General features: G+C 47.3%; 19 protein-coding genes, 1 tRNA gene and 4 pseudogenes. 16 read left to right on the forward strand and 8 right to left on the reverse strand.

Annotation, left to right across the window (positions count from 1 at the left end; translation table 11 throughout):
* Positions 1–6: 6 nt before the first annotated feature.
* Positions 7–300: a co-chaperone GroES gene (locus J4650_RS13155; RefSeq protein ID WP_000027827.1), complete on the reverse strand. Its 294-nt coding sequence runs from the start codon at positions 298–300 to the stop codon at positions 7–9.
* Positions 301–575: 275 nt separating this feature from the next.
* Between J4650_RS13155 and yjeH the strand changes: the two genes are divergently transcribed.
* Complete coding sequence (gene yjeH, locus J4650_RS13160) at positions 576–1,817, forward strand: L-methionine/branched-chain amino acid transporter (protein ID WP_001670701.1); 1,242 nt, start codon at positions 576–578, stop codon at positions 1,815–1,817.
* 58 nt (positions 1,818–1,875) lie between these two features.
* On the opposite strand, the gene J4650_RS13165 is transcribed toward yjeH, so the two are convergent.
* Positions 1,876–2,352, reverse strand: a complete 477-nt coding sequence (locus J4650_RS13165; protein WP_001267291.1) for an FxsA family protein — start codon at positions 2,350–2,352, stop codon at positions 1,876–1,878.
* Positions 2,353–2,692: 340 nt separating this feature from the next.
* On the opposite strand from J4650_RS13165, the gene aspA reads away from it, so the two are divergent.
* From aspA to J4650_RS13195, 6 genes are all read left to right on the forward strand, one after another.
* Positions 2,693–4,129 carry an aspartate ammonia-lyase gene (gene aspA, locus J4650_RS13170; protein WP_000069440.1) on the forward strand — a complete coding sequence of 479 codons (1,437 nt, stop codon included), beginning with the start codon at positions 2,693–2,695 and terminating at the stop codon, positions 4,127–4,129.
* A 114-nt stretch (positions 4,130–4,243) separates the two neighbouring features.
* A complete protein-coding gene (dcuA, locus tag J4650_RS13175) occupies positions 4,244–5,545 on the forward strand; it encodes an anaerobic C4-dicarboxylate transporter DcuA (protein ID WP_000637595.1) in 1,302 nt (433 codons plus the stop codon).
* 120 nt (positions 5,546–5,665) lie between these two features.
* The gene (cutA, locus tag J4650_RS13180) at positions 5,666–6,013 is read left to right on the forward strand and encodes a divalent cation tolerance protein CutA (RefSeq protein ID WP_000887832.1); all 348 of its coding nucleotides are present in this window, start codon (positions 5,666–5,668) and stop codon (positions 6,011–6,013) included.
* Positions 5,989–7,692, forward strand: a complete 1,704-nt coding sequence (locus tag J4650_RS13185) for a protein-disulfide reductase DsbD (RefSeq protein WP_023993526.1) — start codon at positions 5,989–5,991, stop codon at positions 7,690–7,692. Before cutA ends, J4650_RS13185 begins: the two co-directional genes overlap by 25 nt.
* Before the next feature lie 36 nt (positions 7,693–7,728).
* Positions 7,729–8,304 (forward strand): transcriptional regulator, encoded by a 576-nt coding sequence (locus J4650_RS13190; RefSeq protein ID WP_001188509.1) that lies wholly within the window; start codon positions 7,729–7,731, stop codon positions 8,302–8,304.
* 115 nt (positions 8,305–8,419) lie between these two features.
* Positions 8,420–8,495, forward strand: a tRNA-Phe gene (locus tag J4650_RS13195).
* A 79-nt stretch (positions 8,496–8,574) separates the two neighbouring features.
* On the opposite strand, the pseudogene J4650_RS13200 reads toward J4650_RS13195, so the two are convergent.
* A pseudogene (locus J4650_RS13200) lies at positions 8,575–8,652 on the reverse strand (helix-turn-helix domain-containing protein); the annotation flags it as partial.
* Between the two features lie 376 nt (positions 8,653–9,028).
* On the opposite strand from J4650_RS13200, the pseudogene J4650_RS22840 reads away from it, so the two are divergent.
* The 3 genes and pseudogenes from J4650_RS22840 to J4650_RS13210 form a co-directional block, all read left to right on the forward strand.
* Positions 9,029–9,115, forward strand: a pseudogene (locus tag J4650_RS22840) (porin family protein); the annotation flags it as partial.
* A gap of 90 nt (positions 9,116–9,205) precedes the next feature.
* A complete protein-coding gene (locus J4650_RS13205) occupies positions 9,206–9,958 on the forward strand; it encodes a non-specific acid phosphatase (protein WP_023993527.1) in 753 nt (250 codons plus the stop codon).
* Positions 9,959–10,100: 142 nt separating this feature from the next.
* Positions 10,101–11,146 (forward strand): annotated as a pseudogene (locus tag J4650_RS13210) (IS256 family transposase).
* Positions 11,147–11,234: 88 nt separating this feature from the next.
* On the opposite strand, the gene J4650_RS13215 reads toward J4650_RS13210, so the two are convergent.
* Together J4650_RS13215 and J4650_RS13220 are read right to left on the reverse strand one after the other, a co-directional pair.
* The gene (locus tag J4650_RS13215; protein WP_023993529.1) at positions 11,235–12,236 is read right to left on the reverse strand and encodes a DUF1202 family protein; all 1,002 of its coding nucleotides are present in this window, start codon (positions 12,234–12,236) and stop codon (positions 11,235–11,237) included.
* A 337-nt stretch (positions 12,237–12,573) separates the two neighbouring features.
* Positions 12,574–13,455: pseudogene (locus tag J4650_RS13220) on the reverse strand (IS3 family transposase).
* Positions 13,456–13,571: 116 nt separating this feature from the next.
* On the opposite strand from J4650_RS13220, the gene J4650_RS13225 reads away from it, so the two are divergent.
* From J4650_RS13225 to rtsB, 3 genes are all read left to right on the forward strand, one after another.
* Positions 13,572–13,793 carry a hypothetical protein gene (locus tag J4650_RS13225; RefSeq protein WP_001576552.1) on the forward strand — a complete coding sequence of 74 codons (222 nt, stop codon included), beginning with the start codon at positions 13,572–13,574 and terminating at the stop codon, positions 13,791–13,793.
* A 264-nt stretch (positions 13,794–14,057) separates the two neighbouring features.
* Positions 14,058–14,933 (forward strand): AraC family transcriptional regulator, encoded by an 876-nt coding sequence (locus J4650_RS13230; protein ID WP_000921674.1) that lies wholly within the window; start codon positions 14,058–14,060, stop codon positions 14,931–14,933.
* Positions 14,930–15,217, forward strand: a complete 288-nt coding sequence (gene rtsB / locus J4650_RS13235) for a transcriptional regulator RtsB (RefSeq protein WP_001269916.1) — start codon at positions 14,930–14,932, stop codon at positions 15,215–15,217. Before J4650_RS13230 ends, rtsB begins: the two co-directional genes overlap by 4 nt.
* Here the strand turns inward: rtsB and J4650_RS13240 are convergent.
* The gene (locus J4650_RS13240) at positions 15,210–15,518 is read right to left on the reverse strand and encodes an ABC transporter ATP-binding protein (protein ID WP_072100833.1); all 309 of its coding nucleotides are present in this window, start codon (positions 15,516–15,518) and stop codon (positions 15,210–15,212) included. The two genes, rtsB and J4650_RS13240, sit on opposite strands and share 8 nt — an antisense overlap.
* Between J4650_RS13240 and J4650_RS13245 the strand changes: the two genes are divergently transcribed.
* Positions 15,430–15,615, forward strand: a complete 186-nt coding sequence (locus J4650_RS13245) for a hypothetical protein (protein ID WP_223151133.1) — start codon at positions 15,430–15,432, stop codon at positions 15,613–15,615. The genes J4650_RS13240 and J4650_RS13245 overlap by 89 nt on opposite strands.
* Before the next feature lie 7 nt (positions 15,616–15,622).
* On the forward strand, positions 15,623–15,892 hold the full coding sequence (locus J4650_RS13250; RefSeq protein WP_077677837.1) for a hypothetical protein: 270 nt from the start codon (positions 15,623–15,625) through the stop codon (positions 15,890–15,892).
* Positions 15,893–16,186: 294 nt separating this feature from the next.
* On the opposite strand, the gene J4650_RS13255 is transcribed toward J4650_RS13250, so the two are convergent.
* Complete coding sequence (locus J4650_RS13255; RefSeq protein ID WP_001268198.1) at positions 16,187–17,092, reverse strand: YjiK family protein; 906 nt, start codon at positions 17,090–17,092, stop codon at positions 16,187–16,189.
* 303 nt (positions 17,093–17,395) lie between these two features.
* Between J4650_RS13255 and J4650_RS13260 the strand changes: the two genes are divergently transcribed.
* Positions 17,396–18,796 carry a DUF1996 domain-containing protein gene (locus tag J4650_RS13260; protein WP_023993531.1) on the forward strand — a complete coding sequence of 467 codons (1,401 nt, stop codon included), beginning with the start codon at positions 17,396–17,398 and terminating at the stop codon, positions 18,794–18,796.
* An 83-nt stretch (positions 18,797–18,879) separates the two neighbouring features.
* On the opposite strand, the gene J4650_RS13265 is transcribed toward J4650_RS13260, so the two are convergent.
* Positions 18,880–19,473, reverse strand: a complete 594-nt coding sequence (locus J4650_RS13265; protein ID WP_023993532.1) for a molecular chaperone — start codon at positions 19,471–19,473, stop codon at positions 18,880–18,882.
* Between the last annotated feature and the right edge of the window lie 32 nt (positions 19,474–19,505).

Genomic DNA, 19,505 nt, shown 5'->3' on the forward strand with positions numbered 1-19,505 from the left:
CGCGGATTACGCTTCAACAATTGCCAGAATGTCGCTTTCAGACATGATCAACACTTCTTCATTGTCGATCTTTTCAGATTTCACACCGTAGCCATCGTTAAAAATAACGATGTCGCCAACTTTCACGTCCAGCGGCTGTACAGTACCGTTGTCCAGGATGCGACCCTTACCGACAGCGATGATTTCGCCACGAGTTGATTTACCCGCTGCGGAACCGGTCAGTACGATGCCGCCAGCAGATTTAGACTCAACTTCTTTACGTTTGACGATCACACGATCATGTAACGGACGAATACTCATTGATAGCTCTCCTTTGAGAAAGTCATTATCAGTTATGGGTGACGCCGGCCCGTAAACGGTTTCCCGGCTGGTGACCAGAGAGATGGGGATGGGGTTTTGCCCCTTCAAGGGGGGAGATGAAAAAAAATTCTTCTGAGCGAAAAAAGCGGTAAAAACGCTACTTATCTCACGTTTACCCAAGGTTTAGAACATCCTGCTATAAGAAAAGGCGTGTGTGATACGCTTAAAAATGTCTGTCGTCACCTGACGTTACAATGCCGCCGGATAATGAGCTGATGAATGAACTAAAAAAAGAGCTTGGGTTGGTTCAGGGCGTTATCTTGTTAACCACATCATTATTAGGGACTGGCGTTTTTGCGCTTCCGGAGCTGGCTGCGCTGGCGGCAGGCGACATCAGCCTTTGGGCATGGCCGCTGCTCATTATTTTGATTTTCCCTATTGCGATTGTCTTTGCTGTGCTGGGGCGTCACTTTCCACACGCTGGCGGCGTAGCGCATTTTGTCGGGATGGCATTTGGCCCGCGTCTGCAACGAGTGATCAGTTGGCTGTTTTTATCAGTCATTCCTGTTAGTTTTCCCGCAGCCTTGCATATTGCGGTGGGTTTCGGCCAGGCGCTGTTTGGCTGGCAAAGCGAACAGCTCTTATTTGGGGAGCTGGGTACTCTAGGTTTACTATGGTTTATGGGATCGCGCGGCGCCAGCTCCAGCGCCAACCTGCAAGCCATTATCGCTGGATTAATTATCGCGCTTATTGCCGCCATTCTGTGGAAAGGCGCGATTAAACCTGCAGATATCACCTTCCCAGCCGCAAACGAAATCACCTTTTCCCGGCTGTGTACCGCCCTGGCGATCATGTTCTGGGGATTTGTGGGAATTGAGGCTTTTACGCATTTGTCGTCTGAATTTAAAAATCCTGAACGTGATTTTCCGCGCGCATTGATCATTGGCCTGATGCTGGCCGGCTCCATTTATTGGACCTGTACCGCCGTGGTGCTGCATTTTGGCGTCTATAGCGACAAGATAGCGGCAACAGCATCGCTACCGCTTATTATTGTTCATCTCTTCGGTATCCAGGCGTTGTGGATAGCCTGCATTATTGGTTATCTCACCTGCTTTGCCAGCCTGAATGTGTATGCTCAGAGTTTTGCGCGTCTGATATGGACGCAAATGCAATATCAGCCCGATCACTATCTGGCTCAACTCTCTCCCGGACGCCTTCCCTTGCACGCGTTAAACGTTATTCTGGCCTGTTGTTGCGTGAGTTCCCTGGTCGTCTACGCCCTGAAGATTAACCTCAATGCGCTGATCGTCTATGCTAACGGTATTTTTATTATGCTCTATCTGCTTTGTATGCTGGCGGGCTGTCGACTGTTGAAAGGGCGCTGCTATGCACTGGCGGTGACGGGTTGTCTACTGTGCCTGTTATTGCTGGTAATGCTGGGGTGGAAAAGCTTATATGCCATTATTATGCTGGCAGCATTATGGCTGTTTTTACCGAAGCGAAAACGCATGGCGTAAGACGTATCTGTTGGCCGGATAACGCCTCACGCGACTTATCCGGCCAGCATCTCTACCTTTAATCCCGACGATCGTCTTTATGTTCAATACGATCGCGATCGTCATCTTTACGCTGATACTCGCCGTCAAATGTTTCGCCACCGCCAGTACCCGCGCTAAACCCGCCGCCCGGCATCCGGGAAAAACGTAAATGCGGCAGCAACTTCAGCGTCAAATGTTTTTGCACTGGCGGTAACAAAAGGAGAAGGCCGAGAAAATCGGTGAAAAATCCCGGCAACAGGAGCAGTAAGCCAGCGATGATCAGCGATACACTCTTAATCATTTCTGCCGCCGGGCTCTCACCGGCCGCCATTTTTTGTTGCATCAGCAAAAAGTTTTTAAAACCCTGGTTACGTACCAGCGACATACCGATAACAGACGTAAAAATCACCAGGATTAACGTCATCAGGACGCCAAGCACATGGGCGACCTGGATAAAGATAGAAATCTCAATGTAAACATAGAGAAAGACAGCTAAAAAGGGTATCCAGCGCAAAGGACTCTCCTGTAAGTCATGGCCGTCTGCGACGACCATTTGAATGGGGTTGCGATTCGCATCGATTCGATATGGTGGTGCGTAGCAAAATTTCAAGTGGTTTGTACACCTATTTTAGGTAGTAATACTAAAGCGGTGACCTATTTCACAAAATAATAAATAAGGGGTAAATTCCCACACTTTAAGTGATCCAGATTACGGTAGGAATTCTGAACCAGCATATGATCTCGTTTATCAGGCCGATGGAGGGGATAATCGTCGGTCAGAAAACATTCGAAATCACATATATCCTGTGTGTTTTAAAGTAAAAATCATTGGCAGCTTGAAAAAGAAGGTTCACATGTCAAACAACATTCGTATCGAAGAAGATCTGTTGGGTACCAGGGAAGTTCCAGCTGAAGCCTACTATGGTGTTCACACTCTGAGAGCGATTGAAAACTTCTACATTAGCAATAACAAAATCAGCGACATCCCTGAATTTGTGCGTGGCATGGTTATGGTAAAAAAAGCGGCGGCGCTGGCCAACAAAGAGCTGCAAACCATTCCTAAGAGTGTGGCGAATGCCATCATTGCCGCATGTGATGAAGTCCTTAACAACGGTAAGTGCATGGACCAGTTCCCGGTAGATGTCTACCAGGGCGGCGCGGGCACTTCCGTCAACATGAATACCAACGAAGTGCTGGCCAACATCGGGCTGGAACTGATGGGTCATCAGAAAGGTGAATATCAGTACCTGAACCCGAACGACCACGTGAATAAATGTCAATCCACTAACGACGCCTATCCGACAGGCTTCCGTGTAGCGGTTTACGCCTCTATCGTCAAACTGATCGATGCCATCAACCAGTTGCGTGAAGGTTTCGAACGTAAAGCGGTTGAATTCCAGGACATCCTGAAAATGGGTCGTACCCAGTTGCAGGACGCCGTACCGATGACGCTTGGTCAAGAATTCCGTGCGTTTAGCATCCTGCTGAAAGAAGAAGTGAAAAGCATCGAGCGTACTGCTGAGCTGCTGCTGGAAGTCAACCTTGGCGCAACGGCAATCGGTACCGGTCTGAACACGCCGAAAGAATACTCTCCGCTGGCGGTGAAAAAACTGGCTGAAGTCACTGGTTTCGCCTGTGTTCCGGCTGAAGATCTGATTGAGGCGACATCTGACTGTGGCGCATATGTTATGGTTCACAGCGCGCTGAAACGTTTGGCAGTGAAGATGTCCAAAATCTGTAACGACCTGCGCTTGCTCTCTTCTGGTCCTCGTGCCGGCCTGAACGAGATCAACCTGCCGGAACTGCAGGCGGGCTCTTCCATCATGCCAGCCAAAGTGAACCCGGTAGTACCGGAAGTCGTAAACCAGGTATGCTTTAAAGTCATCGGTAACGACACCACCGTTACGATGGCGGCGGAAGCCGGTCAGTTGCAGTTGAACGTTATGGAGCCGGTTATCGGTCAGGCGATGTTCGAATCCATCCACATTCTGAGCAACGCGTGCTACAACCTGCTGGAAAAATGCGTTAACGGCATTACCGCGAATAAAGAAGTGTGCGAAGGGTACGTTTATAACTCCATCGGTATCGTCACTTACCTCAACCCGTTCATCGGCCACCACAACGGCGACATCGTCGGTAAAATCTGTGCTGAAACCGGTAAGAGCGTACGTGAAGTTGTGCTGGAGCGCGGCCTGTTAACGGAAGCCGAGCTGGACGATATTTTCTCCGTACAGAACTTGATGCACCCGGCTTATAAAGCTAAACGTTATACTGATGAAAGCGAACAGTAATCGTATAGGGTAGTACCAAAGAGGCACGTCACGATGACGTGCCTTTTTTCTTACAAGAAGTTACCAAATAACAACAATTTAATATCAACTTGTTAAACAACAAGGAAGGCTAATATGATAGTTGTCGAACTTATCATTGTTTTGCTGGCAATCTTTTTGGGTGCCAGACTTGGGGGCATCGGTATTGGATTCGCAGGTGGGCTGGGTGTTCTGGTACTTGCCGCCATCGGCGTGAAGCCAGGGACAATTCCATTCGATGTCATTTCCATCATCATGGCGGTTATCGCCGCGATCTCTGCTATGCAGGTCGCGGGCGGTCTGGATTATTTGGTAAACCAGACGGAAAAACTGCTGCGTAAGAACCCGAAATACATCACTATCCTCGCACCGATTGTGACCTATTTCCTGACTATTTTTGCTGGTACCGGGAATATTTCCCTGGCAACGCTGCCGGTTATTGCTGAAGTCGCGAAGGAGCAGGGAATCAAACCTTGCCGTCCGCTCTCGACCGCCGTGGTATCCGCGCAGATTGCGATTACCGCCTCGCCGATTTCTGCGGCCGTGGTGTATATGTCTTCTGTTATGGAAGGTCATGGCATTAGCTATATTCACCTGCTGTCCGTGGTTATCCCCTCTACGCTGCTGGCGGTGCTGGTGATGTCCTTCCTGGTCACGATGCTGTTCAACTCCAAACTGTCGGACGACCCGATTTACCGCAAGCGTCTGGAAGAAGGGCTGATTGAACTGCGTGGTGAAAAGCAGATTGAAATCAAACCAATGGCAAAAAATTCCGTCTGGCTGTTCCTGCTGGGCGTTATCTGCGTGGTTGTTTATGCGATTGTCAACAGTCCGAGCCTCGGCCTGGTTGAGAAACCGCTGATGAACACCACCAACGCTATTTTGATCATCATGTTGAGCGTCGCAACGCTGACCACCATCCTGTGTAAAGTGGAAACTGACGCCATCCTCAACTCCAGTACCTTTAAAGCAGGGATGAGCGCCTGTATCTGTATTCTGGGCGTGGCGTGGCTGGGCGATACCTTCGTATCCGCTAACATCGACTGGATCAAAGACACTGCGGGTAGCGTCATCCAGGGCCATCCGTGGCTGCTGGCCGTCATCTTCTTCTTTGCTTCCGCGCTGCTCTACTCTCAGGCGGCAACGGCGAAAGCGCTGATGCCGATGGCGCTGGCGCTGAACGTCTCTCCGCTGACGGCAGTCGCTTCCTTCGCCGCCGTTTCCGGCCTGTTCATTTTGCCGACCTACCCGACTCTGGTTGCGGCGGTACAGATGGATGACACCGGTACAACCCGTATCGGTAAATTCGTCTTTAACCACCCGTTCTTCATCCCAGGCACCCTAGGCGTCGTTCTGGCTGTCTGCTTCGGCTTCCTGCTGGGCAGCTTTATGCTGTAAGTGTTTCACCCGCGGGGCGTATCACGCCCCGCATTCTCCCGCCCTTTGACTAACATCCTGCCCTCGTCCGTTGTATAGTGACCGTTCACTTGCGGGTCTTTTTGTTCTTTCGAGGTGTTTATGCTTGATGTTAAGAGTCAGGATATTTCCATCCCCGAGGCCGTTGTGGTGCTTTGTACCGCCCCGGATGAAGCTACCGCCCAGGATCTGGCCGCCAAAGTGCTGGCGGAAAAACTGGCCGCCTGCGCCACCCTCCTCCCCGGCGCGACATCGCTGTACTACTGGGAAGGCAAACTGGAGCAGGAGTATGAAGTTCAAATGATCTTAAAAACCACCGTTTCACATCAGCAAGCGCTTATCGACTGCCTGAAGTCTCATCACCCGTATCAAACGCCTGAACTTCTGGTTTTACCTGTTACTCACGGAGATACTGATTACCTCTCATGGCTCAACGCATCTTTACGCTGATCCTGCTGCTGTGCAGCACATCCGCCTTCGCCGGATTATTCGACGCGCCGGGTCGCTCGCAGTTCGTCCCTGCCGACCGGGCGTTTGTTTTTGATTTTCAGCAAAATCAACACGATCTTACCCTCTCCTGGCAGGTAAAAGAGGGTTACTACCTTTACCGTAAACAAATCAGTATCACGCCGACGAAAGCGGATATCGCCGCAGTCCAACTCCCGGCAGGCGTCTGGCATGAAGATGAGTTCTACGGAAAAAGCGAAATCTACCGTAAGCGGCTAAACGTTCCGGTAACGGTTAACCAGGCGGCGGCTGGCGCGACATTAACGATAACGTACCAGGGGTGCGCCGATGCGGGATTCTGTTATCCGCCGGAAACGAAAACGGTGCCGCTAAGTGAAGTCGCCGCGGCAATAGACGCCACGCCGACGCCTGCTGTCACCCAGACGAGTGAGACGTCAAAACCCGCCGCCCAGCTACCTTTTTCCGCGCTCTGGGCGCTGCTGATCGGCATAGGCATCGCCTTTACGCCCTGCGTTTTACCCATGTATCCGCTGATTTCCGGTATTGTCCTGGGGGGAAGGCAACGTTTGTCGACGGGGCGCGCACTGCTGCTGGCCTTTATCTATGTACAAGGGATGGCGCTGACCTATACCGCACTGGGTCTGGTCGTCGCCGCAGCGGGATTACAGTTTCAGGCGGCACTGCAGCACCCTTATGTGTTAATCAGCCTTGCCATCGTGTTCACCCTGCTTGCGTTGTCGATGTTTGGCCTGTTCACACTACAGCTCCCCTCCTCACTGCAAACCCGGCTGACATTAATGAGTAATCGTCAGCAAGGCGGCTCGCCCGGCGGTGTTTTTGTTATGGGGGCGATTGCCGGATTAATTTGCTCGCCCTGCACTACAGCGCCGTTAAGCGCGATTCTGCTTTATATCGCTCAGAGCGGCAACATGTGGCTGGGCGGCGGCACGCTGTATTTGTATGCATTAGGTATGGGTCTGCCGCTAATGCTGGTCACCGTGTTTGGCAACCGCCTGCTACCGAAAAGCGGCCCGTGGATGGCGCATGTTAAAACCGCTTTTGGTTTCGTGATCCTCGCGTTACCGGTCTTTTTACTGGAGCGGATTATTGGCGAGGCTTGGGGTTTACGTCTGTGGTCGCTGCTGGGCGTCGCTTTCTTTGGTTGGGCCTTTATCACCAGCCTTCAGGCCAGACGAGCGTGGATGCGTATCGTACAGATTATCCTGCTGGCGGCAGCGCTCATTAGCGTGCGGCCTCTACAGGATTGGGCGTTCGGATCGCCATCCGCGCAAGCTCCAGCGCACCTCAATTTCACGGCTATTTCTACCGTGGACGAACTCAATCAGGCGCTGGCGCAGGCCAAAGGCAAACCCGTTATGCTGGATTTCTACGCCGACTGGTGCGTGGCCTGTAAAGAGTTTGAAAAGTATACCTTCAGCGATCCGCGGGTCCAGCAGGCGCTCGGCGACACGGTGCTCTTACAGGCTAACGTCACCGCTAACAATGCGCAGGACGTCGCGCTGTTAAAGCATCTGCAAGTTCTCGGGCTGCCCACCATTCTGTTCTTTGATGCCCAAGGCCAGGAACAGCCGCAAGCGCGAGTCACCGGCTTTATGGACGCCGCCACCTTTAGCGCGCATTTGCACGATCGCCAACCGTGAGCGACACTTGCAAAAGCAAAGACGGAGGAGAATACCGTGCAACGTGAAGATATTCTGGGAGAAGCCCTGAAATTACTGGAGACGCAAGGGATAGCCGATACTACGCTGGAAATGGTGGCGGAGCGCGTAAATCGCCCACTCGACACATTACAGCGTTTCTGGCCAGATAAAGAAGCCATTTTATATGACGCGCTACGTTATCTGAGTCAGCAGGTAGATATCTGGCGACGCCAGCTTCTTCTTGATGAGACGCTTTCTGCTGAACAAAAGCTACTGGCACGCTACAGCGCGCTCTCGGAATGTGTCAGTAATAACCGTTATCCTGGTTGCTTGTTCATTGCCGCCTGTACGTTTTATCCCGACCCAACCCATCCTATTCACCAACTGGCTAATCAACAAAAACGCGCGGCACATGATTTTACCCATGAGCTACTGACCACGCTGGAAATTGACGATCCGGCGATGGTTGCAAGGCAGATGGAGCTGGTGCTGGAAGGTTGTCTCAGCCGAATGCTGGTCAACCGCAGTCAGGCTGATGTAGATACCGCTCAGCGGTTGGCGGAAGATATTCTGCGTTTTGCACAGTGCCGTCAGGGTGGAGCGCTCACCTGACGGGTACTGATTTTATGCATTTTGCCTGAAAAGCAGGCAGTCAGCGCGCTTTTATCACTTTTTTCGTGTAAAGCCGTTGACGACCGCGCCCCTTTACGGTTTAATGCGCCCCGTTGCCCGGATAGCTCAGTCGGTAGAGCAGGGGATTGAAAATCCCCGTGTCCTTGGTTCGATTCCGAGTCCGGGCACCACTTATTCAGAAAACCCAGCCTATGGCTGGGTTTTTGCTTTTCTGGGAATGGAAATCCGTAGCCCCCATCTCTGGTCTGACTAGCTATAACGAGAAGGCCAGATTTTCTCTGGCGCAACGCCCAACGCTTCGGCGATCAGCCGCTCACCTTTGGGCCAGGGTCAAAAGCTTACTTAGCTACAGGGAGATTATTATCAGTAATAACGCGTATCACTCCATCTGACGGTTCGCTAGCCTCGACAAGTGAATCCAATATTTCCGCCATGAACTTTTCCATCACTGACAACAATAATCCCTTCGCCAATTTTGGCATTTTTTCTTTTTCGGTTTCTTTATTCTTAAATATTGTTTACGACTCTTGTTCATAATCATAAATTAATACTCAGCACATCATGACTGGTGGTAGTTGTCGGGGTAACAGGGCACATAGTTTAAAATACTTATTCATAGTTTGTTATTACGTAAACATTTTAACCTAATGCGTGTCAGTCAGGCACGCAGATAAAAAACAACCGGGGAGAAAAGTTAAACAAAATGCTGTTAGCCGGAAGTACCGGTATTGTTCTGTTGTCCGCTGCAGTCAGTCCGGTATGGACAGACGATAATGCCAGTACAGCGTCCTGCTTTTTTACCTGTATGTTGAATAACCATTGCAATAAATCATTATAGGATTACATCTGTTTATTATTGCCTGATCCGGAGTGAGTCTTTATGAAAAGTCGTTATTTACTATTTTTTCTACCACTGATCGTAGCTAAATATACATCAGCAGAAACAGTGCAACCCTTTCATTCTCCTGAAGAATCAGTGAACAGTCAGTTCTACTTACCACCACCGCCAGGTAATGATGATCCGGCTTTCCGCTATGATAAGGAGGCTTATTTCAAGGGCTATGCGATAAAGGGTTCCCCACGATGGAAACAAGCTGCTGAGGATGCAGATGTAAGCGTGGAAAATATAGCCAGAATATTCTCGCCAGTAGTGGGTGCTAAAATTAATCCCAAAGATACGCCTGAAACCTGGAATATGTTACAGAATCTTCTGAAAATGGGCGGCTACTACGCTACTGCTTCGGCAAAAAAATATTATATGCGTACTCGCCCCTTTGTCTTATTTAATCATTCCACCTGCCGTCCTGAAGATGAGAATACTTTGCGAAAAGATGGCTCTTACCCTTCCGGGCATACTGCTTATGGTACACTTCTGGCATTAGTATTATCCGAGGCCAGACCGGAACGCGCGCAGGAGCTCGCCAGACGAGGATGGGAGTTCGGGCAAAGCAGAGTGATATGTGGTGCTCACTGGCAAAGTGATGTTGATGCTGGCCGTTATGTGGGAGCAGTAGAGTTTGCAAGACTGCAAACAATCCCGGCATTTCAGAAGTCACTGGCAAAAGTCCGTGAGGAGCTGAACGACAAAAATAATTTATTGAGTAAAGAAGATCACCCCAAACTTAATTACTGAAGGTGAAAGTCTTCCCGCAAACTGGCCACAGCAAATGAAAGGAAGTGCAACTGCGTAGGGGCGACCGGGCGTGAGACTGTAATTAAAATTGTGTAAGTGCCTGTTTTTGATATGTTCACTCCAACAACAGAGACAGGCAATTATGGACGAAAAGAAACTCAAAGCCCTTGCGGCTGAAGTGGCTGAAGGCCTTAAAACCGAAGCCGATCTCCATGCTTTTTCCCGCATGTTGACGAAGCTTACCGTCGAAACAGCGCTCAATGCGGAGCTGCCTGACCACCCCGGGTATGAGAAAAATGCGCCCAAAACAGGCTCATCCCCCCGCAATGGCTACTCGTCAAAAACGGTGTTATGCAATAACAGCGAGATCGAACTGAACACGCCGCGTGACCGTGAAAATACCTTCGAACCGCAGCTGATTAAGAAGCACCAGACGTGCATTACGCAGATGGACAGCCAGATTTTATCCCTCTGCGCTAAAGGCATGACTACCCGCGAAATCGTTGCCACCTTCAAAGAAATGTACGACTCCGATGTGTCGCCCACGCTGATATCTAAAGTCACCGACGCCGTAAAAGAGCAGGTCACTGAGTGGCAAAACCGACAAATGGATACGCTGTATCCCTTTGTTTATATGGACTGTATGTTGTCAAAGTTCATCAGAATGGCAGTGTGATAAACAAAGCAGTTTTCCCTGCGCTGGGGATCAATACCGAAGGTCAGAAAGCGTTGCCGGCATGTGGCTGTCCGGAAATGAAGGCACAAAGTTCTGGCTAAGCGTGCTGACGGAGCTGAAAAAGCGGGGCCTTCAGGACATCCTGATTGCCTGTGTGGACGGTCTGAAGGGCTTCCCGGATGCGATAAACAGCGTCTTCCCGAAATATCCGCAAATCAGCAAAAGCTGGCGTGCGCACTGGGAAAACCTCAATACGCTCTTCAGTTATCCGCCGGATATCCGCAAGACCATCTACCATCTACACTACAAACGCAGTCGAATCCCTGAACAGCGTGATCCGTGCCGCGATTAAGAAACGCAAAGTGTTCCCGACGGATGACTCGGTACGAAAAGTTATTTATCTGGCAATCAAGGATGCATCAAAAAAATGGGGTATGCCGATCCAGAACTGGCGACTGGCGATGGGCCGCTTTATTATCGAATTCGGTGACCGCCTGAGCAATCACCTTTAATATATTAGCAGTTACATAGAATTACTGACAGGCTCAAAAAAAGAGATCAGATTTCAGTCTCTTTTTTATCACTCATAATAATAGTCAGTTATTTTCTTTTATTTAGCTCTTCCATAAAATTTACCCAATTTTTATATTGATAATCAAGATTGCGAATCTCGTCTGAGATGGTTGATTGCTGCTGTATGAGACCACGTTTCTTTGCTATCAACTCTTGTAAACCATCATCGAGCACCTTCATTTTCGCTTTTATCTTCTCATTAATTTCATTATATTTTACGGAGTATTCTTCTTTATGTTTTTCTAATACAGCACGTTTCTCCGCCCTTATGTCATCAAAATCACTCAACCTGTAATTCTTTAATTTTTCCCGGCGAGCCTTCATTGCTGGGTCGAAAACTTCAGCATTGTACTTCTTCTCAAAATAATAAGGAGCATTTTCTTTATTAAAGAGTTCCAGCTCTTTATTCAAATCACGCTGAACAAAATAACGGCTTTGTGTTTTTCCATCTTCCCCTTTCCCCCAACACTCATCGATTTCTTTATTAATAACTAATATATTAGTTTTAACTTTTGCGATATCATTATTTAATTCGTTTAGTTTTGATTTCTTCCTGGCATATTCATCTTTAATTGCATTTATTTTATCATCAAAACCTGCTCCATCCATGATGATATATTTACCGTCAGTTTCAACATTAGGAATTGGATTTCCTTTTGGTGTTTCTGACATTTGTAATGAAGAAAATATTGTTTTCCATCCAGTATCTTTATTACCAAGACTGTTCAAAGTTGCTGAGAATTTAATATCTTTGCCTTTATCCCACGATTTTTGAACAACAATATAATCAGTTAACGAGGCAACTGGTGTATACAGATCGTAGCCAGTAGAAAGTAAGCCATCAGCAGCATATGTTCTCTTATTTCCATCAACCGATGTTTCCTTGATATCAATTGAATCAAGGATAAGACGCCCATGAAATTGATTACTAAATTGTTCTTTCAAGACTTTCTCTGTAGGGGTGTTATCGTCACCGCATCCGCTAATTAATAGCGAAACCAATAAACCACACAAAAATTTTCCATTCATAACATTCATCCCAGAAATTAATAATATGCAATAAAATCATTTCAGCATCACACAACGAGTTAGCAAATTCAATATTTAATGATGTGTTATTTTCATTATAATACTGTGTCTTTATTTTTAAACCACCAGGACTCGCTATCTTAATGAAAGACAATACCTCTAATAAATCAGATAGTTGGAAAGCAATTTTTTAATGGGCTGGCTGAAGCCATTAAAATGATTTTTTCAATCATCCTTACTGTAGCCGGAGGTAAAGCTGTTACTTCAACTGACGATGAAGAACAACAGGCAGACTACAGAAATGGACTGATCCTACCCGCGTAATATGGACACAACCCTAAGCAAGGTTCTGGTTTTCAAATTGTTCCGGACTGAGACTGCCACAGGCACTGTGACGACGCCGTTGATTGTAATCACACTCGATATCATTAAACACTGCTGTCTGCATTATTTCCCAGCTGGCAAAGCCCTCTCCGTGGATACATTCCACCTTCAGCGTGTGAAAGAAGCTTTCTGCACAGGCATTGTCATAACAACAGCCTCTGGTGCTCATACTCCCCCGCAGATTATGTCGTTTCAGTAAGCTCTGCTAATCCGTTGAATAGTACTGACCACCTCTGTCTGTATGCACGCTGACTTTCCCAGTCGTTTACGCCGCCATTGCACCATCTGTAACGCATCGCAAGCTGGCCGCCACGGTTTTTATGTTATACATCCGTCAGGCGTGGCGCACCATAGCGCTGTTTGCGTCACTGAATGCCTCCCGGACGACGTTATCACAGATAAGGCGGAACTGCTGACGCTGGTTTATCTGATGACGACGCTGATGCCAGACGTACCAGCCACTACGGGCAACCTGAAGTACACGGCACATGGCTTTGGTACTGAATTCAGCCTGATGTTTTTCGATGAAGACATACTTCATTTCAGGCGCCTCGCGAAGTATGCCGCGGCCTTCTGGAGAATGGCCAGTTCCTCATCCCCTTCTGCCAGCGGACGCTTCAGATGGGCGATCTCTGCGGGCATCGCCTGTTCGCGGTCAGAAGAAGAGAGCTGATTTTGCTGTTTGCTTCGCCAGTTGTAGAGCTGTGATTCATACAGGTTAAGCTCGCGGGCGGCAGCGGCCCCCCAATGCGTTCAGCCAGTTTCAGGGCTTCCTGCGAAATTCAGGCGTGTGCTGCTTGCGTGGCTTTTTGGTGGTTGATGCTGGTTTTTTCATATGAGTCACCTCTTGCTTGAGAGTTTACTCACTTAGTCACGTGACCACTATTGCTGGGTAAGATCAAAGAACCTCACTAACGTGTTACACCGTTTTTCATAAAGCCAACCATACGATTGAATGCTTCCCCTCCCCTCAAACTTCCGGATATCGCTACACCGTCTACCCGCCGCAGTATATATTTACCGCGTTGTATGCCTTTCCTGGCCGAGAGCGTTAATATTTACATCCAGGATAAACCTTATCACAAATTAACATCAGATCTTATACCTCATGCTAACTACCTCCATGAAATTAAAGAGCTATTCTCTAAAAGATTAAAGGCAATTATTACTTAATTCAAATTTTAAAGAGATAAATTGATAATAACATGAGCCAATTCTTGTAAATTTCCATCTTTTTTTTATACGCGACATAGTTTTTTAACGATACTATAATATGTAGAAATGCAATATAAAATAGCATTTTCCATAGAAAATGAAAAGATCGCCACCTGATACCTTAAGTTCGCAAATAATTATATAGCTATATATTAGTTTTCTTTTGAAATATTTTTCAGAATAATTTTGATTTACACGCACATTTAATAAAAGGAAATTATCATGCTAAAAGTATTTAATCCCTCACCTGTCCAGGTGGGGAGCATTGAATGTTTACAATCAGCGCAAAACTGGCAGAGGAAATCCTTATCACTTCAGGGATTAAATTTACTGCAGTCCGTACTCATCAAGCTCACCACGGGTAAAATTTCAATTACGACATCGTCCGGGGAGTATATTACGGCATCAGGGCCAATGTTAATATTTTTAGCTAAAGATCAAACCATTCATATCACTATGGAAGAGACTCATGAACAGTTAAATTATAATTTAATTGAATTAGATTCAGCGTCAATAAAAAATGCTTATAATTTTTTTCTGTATGAACATGCAGACTTTTCGGCCCCATTAACAAAACCGACGACAAAACATCTGTTAGCGCCAATAGAAACAGGCGTAGCAAGAGTATTCAACCTCTTACACTCTTCAAATAAAAGCCAGAAATTATCCCAAGATAAAAAGGAATATTTAATAAGATTTCTACTTTCAGAGTTCATCTATGAACCTGAAGCATTTGCCCTCTTTAGAGAACTATCGCAAAATACATTAGCCGAAAATATCTATAATATTATTATAAGCGACATAAGTCGAAAATGGGCGCTCAAGGATATTTCTGACTCACTCTATATGAGTTGTTCCACATTAAAAAGGAAATTGAAACAAGAGCACACCTCATTCAGCGAAGTTTACCTTAATGCGCGAATGAATAAAGCGACAAAACTTCTACGCAATAGTGAATATAATATTACTCGAGTGGCTTATATGTGTGGTTATGATAGTGCTTCTTATTTTACATGCGTTTTTAAAAAACATTTCAAAACTACACCATCGGAATTTTTAGCGTTTTTATCTTCCTCTCGTCATCAATATGTTAATTGAGATATCTGACAATGCAGTATAAGAACAAAGCAAAACATATTAATATAAGAGATGGGATTCTGTTGCTCGCTAAAAAATTCGATCTAACATTGAGCGAGAAAAAAGTTATTTATTACGTGGCAGCAGGATTATCTGTTAAAAGTTGCTCAAATTTATTAGATCGAAATATAAAAACGATTTCAACACAAAAGAGATCAGCCTATAAAAAAATGGATATTACTACTGATGTTGAATTAATCCATTTGATGCTGAATGAGTTTTACATATCAGTCGATATTACGTAATTTTTTCTAAAATGTTGCTAGAGTGGTAGGCAAGGCAATTCTGGCTATCATCTTCAGAGATCGGTGTGATATCTACGTTGTTTAATTTAACTGTTCCCGTATAGCAATGACTGGAATTTGATAGTGCTTTGATTAAAGAAGATTTACCTGAACCTGATGTACCGATAATACCCATAAAATCTCCGGGAACAGCAGTGAATGAAAGCTGATCAATCAGTGTTCGTTCCGCAAACGCTATGGATAATTCTTCGCTGTCTATCGGCTGGCTGACGATAGACTCTACACCGCCAGTACGTTCCATGGAGGATAATAGTGATATCGGCGCCGGAGGCGATAATATCACTAACATCAATACACCGACCTTTATCGGGTCGCTTAGAAGCTCACGCAACAATTAAGCTGACTATTGATACACAACCGTCCGCCGAACCAACGTTGGGATCGACTGTTAACAGTCTGGATAACACCGTCACCCTTAAGGGAGTCGTGGAGGCGCATCAGGATATTCAGGTGAAGGTCACGGTCAACGATACGGACTATACCGCCAGTGGAACATTTACAGGTACATCGCCGACGGAAACCCCGGTTAACAAGAGTTCCGGCGTAGATGAAATGATTTCACTTAGCGAGGCGACATGGCATTCGGTAAGTGTTGATGAAGAATATTATGCCTGATAACTAAACATCACCCTGCGAGGCCTCTTCGGAGTCCTCCTGAAAAAAACAGAGTAATATTTATTGTCTGTTAATTATTACAGAGAGAGTTAATTTATAAAAAAAAGCGGCAGACTACGCTGCCGCAAATATGAGGAGGACAATTACCGTTACGCTACACCACAAAGTAATCCGTTACTGAGGTAAGTAAAACATAAATATCCCCAACAATGAATCAACGAATCAAGCAATCGTCAAATCATGGTATTAACAACCTTGTTCTGTTTTAGCATACTATGACAGTAAAAATAGATTTTAGTCATTCTGTATATCACACGAAAATTTATAAAACAGATTTGGTTCACTCACAATATACAAATTATTTTCATTATCCATGGCTATCCCTTCTGGTTGGGGGATATCGTCTCTGAGCCCTGACCACTCCGCCGTCAGGAACAATCGATCGCGCACCCGCCACTCGGAACTGACCTCAAGAATCATTTTTGACTCATCCGACAATACCAGCAGCGAATCCGTTGGGGCATGGTATTCAAGTCCGGAGAGATCGCTCACACTTGCAGTGATGGCAGAAGGCAACGCTCTGGTGATACCATTTTTGCTCATCTCTACTTCTTTGATCATGATGGGTTTTCTTTCTTTTGCGGCATATAATCTCTCATTTTTCGCATCCCATGCCGTACCTTCCAGCCCTTTATTTTTTGCTTTGTCATAGCCCTCAAGCTTCACCATGGAGATTATCTGCATGGTGCCGCGCTGAATATCCACCTGTGTTTTATAGACCGCGCCATCTTTCTCACTGCCTATCTGGAACTGGTTGCCCCCACTCCATGCAATAGACTCCGGGTCGTGGATGCCCTGCAGCGGCATCCGTCCTACCAGCTGCCCTTCTGTCGTTAACCAGACCAGTTCAGGGGGATTATTAATAACGGCGAAAAGCATCCTGTCTTCGGCGGAGTAGGTCAAACCTGAAAGGTTACTCTTAACTCCTGCGACTGGTTTTTGCTGAATAACCGCTTTATAGCTACTCAGTGCTAGCGCCGAGGGTTTATCACCATATTTGAGGATCAGTTGATAAACATAGCGTATATCGTCCCTGACCATAAATAAAATCACGCCCAAGAGTACAACCACAATAACGCGTTTTAGTAATCTCATAAAAAATCCATAGCAGATCGCGTCACGACTGATGTCGTAACGCATTTCTTAAAAATAAAGCCGATGTCCGATAGAATCGTTATTCGGTTATGGCGAGCGCCATTAGCATAGGCAAAATGAAATAGTGAGGGTTATCACAAAAAGCCCGATTTTAATCACTAACGTACCCTTTTTGTAAATTGACATAATCAAGAGGAGGGTAGTTTCGGCTAATTATTTAAATAGTACGTCTGCAAATTCGCCCCTGTATGCAGGGCAAATGACAAAAAGTGATAATTAATGAGATGTAACACCGCAATCTGATCTGCTATTGCTGCTCCCACTTCTATTCAACCGGGCAGCAAAAAAATGAAACTCAACCTTATTACCGTCAGCCTGGCTACGCTCGTTGCCGCTGGCGCATTCCCGGCCCATGCCGGTCCTCAGGCACATGTCGTGTGCGGCTATCACCACACGCTGGGCGATGACGCGATTATGATGTTTGGTAAAGCGAATCAGGCGATGTGGCATGACTTTTTTGGCAACACCCACACCGACGCGGTCTCTACCTACCAGACGTTGCGCGCGCAACCCGATACCACCTGTGATAATAAAGCCGACAGCTCCGCTTACTGGGCGCCGTCCATGAAATTACCCGATGGTGAAATCGTAAATCCGGCCTACCAAAAGACCTATTATCAATCCACAAATGTAGCGCAATATCCGCTCCATCCATTCCCGGCCGGGCTGGAGTTACTGGCAGGCGATCATCACGGTACTGGCCCCAGTTCCGCAATCACCTTTTTATGTGCCAACGGCAAAGGTTACACCAACAAGGTAGGCGAAATATGCGGCCTGCGTAAAGCGGGCGATGCCGTCCAGTTTAATATCGGGATCGCTTTCCCCAACTGTTGGGATGGCGTCAACCTGAAACCGACCCATAGCCACAATAACGCTATCTATGCCGACCACGGGAAATGTTCCGCAGACTATCCGGTAAAAATCCCAACGGTTAATATGAACATCGCCTGGGTACTCCCGCAGATCTCCTCGCTGGATACGTCCAAAGTAGAATTGTCGATGGACCCGGTAATGCATGGCGAAACCCGGGAAGAGCGCTGGGGAAGTCTTTATACCGCCCATGCCGATTTTATGAATGGCTGGACGGAAGATGGCGCGCAGTTTATGACGGATCTGTGTATGAATCAGGGACTGGATTGCGGCACTACGGTTCCTTACGCCTACAGTAAAGCGGAAGAAAATACCTGGGTAAGCAGCGAAGACGACAAGCCTCATGCCAGCGTCGATACCTTGTACGTACAGGATGACTGGACAAATGGCGGACGCACGCAGCACCCGGAAACGCTCACGCTGGTGAAATTTAAGATCCCGCCCCTGCCTGCCAATATGGACACTTCGCTATTCAAATACCGTATTCGCCTTTTTGGCGGCAAAACGGAAACGAACGGCGCCGATCAAATTTTCTTTTACCCGACCAGCAGTGACTGGCACGTCAGTACCGTGTCCTGGAACAATAAACCGGCGATCAACTACCGTTCCGATGCCGTATTATATCTGGACCATTCACATGAGTATCGTATGGTTGATGTCGATAAAGCGGTGCGCAAAGCGCTGGCGGAAGGGAAAACGGAAATATCCTGGTATATCGGCGGCGACCGTCAGGGAAATCACTACGATTTCACGCCAGCGGACTCAAAACAGAGCCTGGTGCTGATGCTGACCGGTTTCAAAAAGACGCCGGAGCTGTAATAGTAAACTGTGCCCGCTGACGCAACAGCGGGCACAATGGCGGCACAAGTATTACGGCACGTCATCAAAACCTGACCAATACCTCAGAAAAACAACCGTTTACTCTCAGGCTGTAGTCCCTGTTGCTGCTGAACATCCTGCAGATAACAGGTCGCTACGATGGCAAGCCGGGCATAGAAGGCGCTAACGGTATTGCGTTGCAGCAATTCCAGATAGCGGAATCCCCAGGGCAGCAGATGCGCCTCCAGTAACCGGTTGGCCGCCACGTTGTCGCCTCGTGCCAGCAGATCGCTACAGGCTAATAGCATCAGGCCAAACTGATCTTCCGGCTCGCGTTCACGGTCAGTGAATACCATGCCCTGCGACTGTAAAAAAGCTCGATAATCGGCGGTGGTTTCCCCCATCAGCAAATTATCTTTTTCCAGATAGACCGATCCCCAGGGCGGGACGGGCATCTTTCCCTGGCCTTCAAACAACACGGAAAATTGCCATGTAAGCGCATCATCATCCGGTAGCGACCATGACGCACACAGTGATTCAATAGGTCCGCGATCGCGCCAGGGGTAAAGCTCAGGCAACGTTGGCAAACAATCGAACAACGCTTTCACCTCCGGCCTCTCAGGGGAGTAGTAAAACAGTGCGCCGAGGATACGCGGCAAAACAGCACGGGAAGGCATAGCAATAGCTCCTGAAATATTTCGCCTGATGA

The sequence above is a fragment of the Salmonella sp. 32120201201600049SM genome, assembly GCF_017572835.1.
Taxonomy (GTDB): Bacteria; Pseudomonadota; Gammaproteobacteria; order Enterobacterales; family Enterobacteriaceae; genus Salmonella; species Salmonella enterica.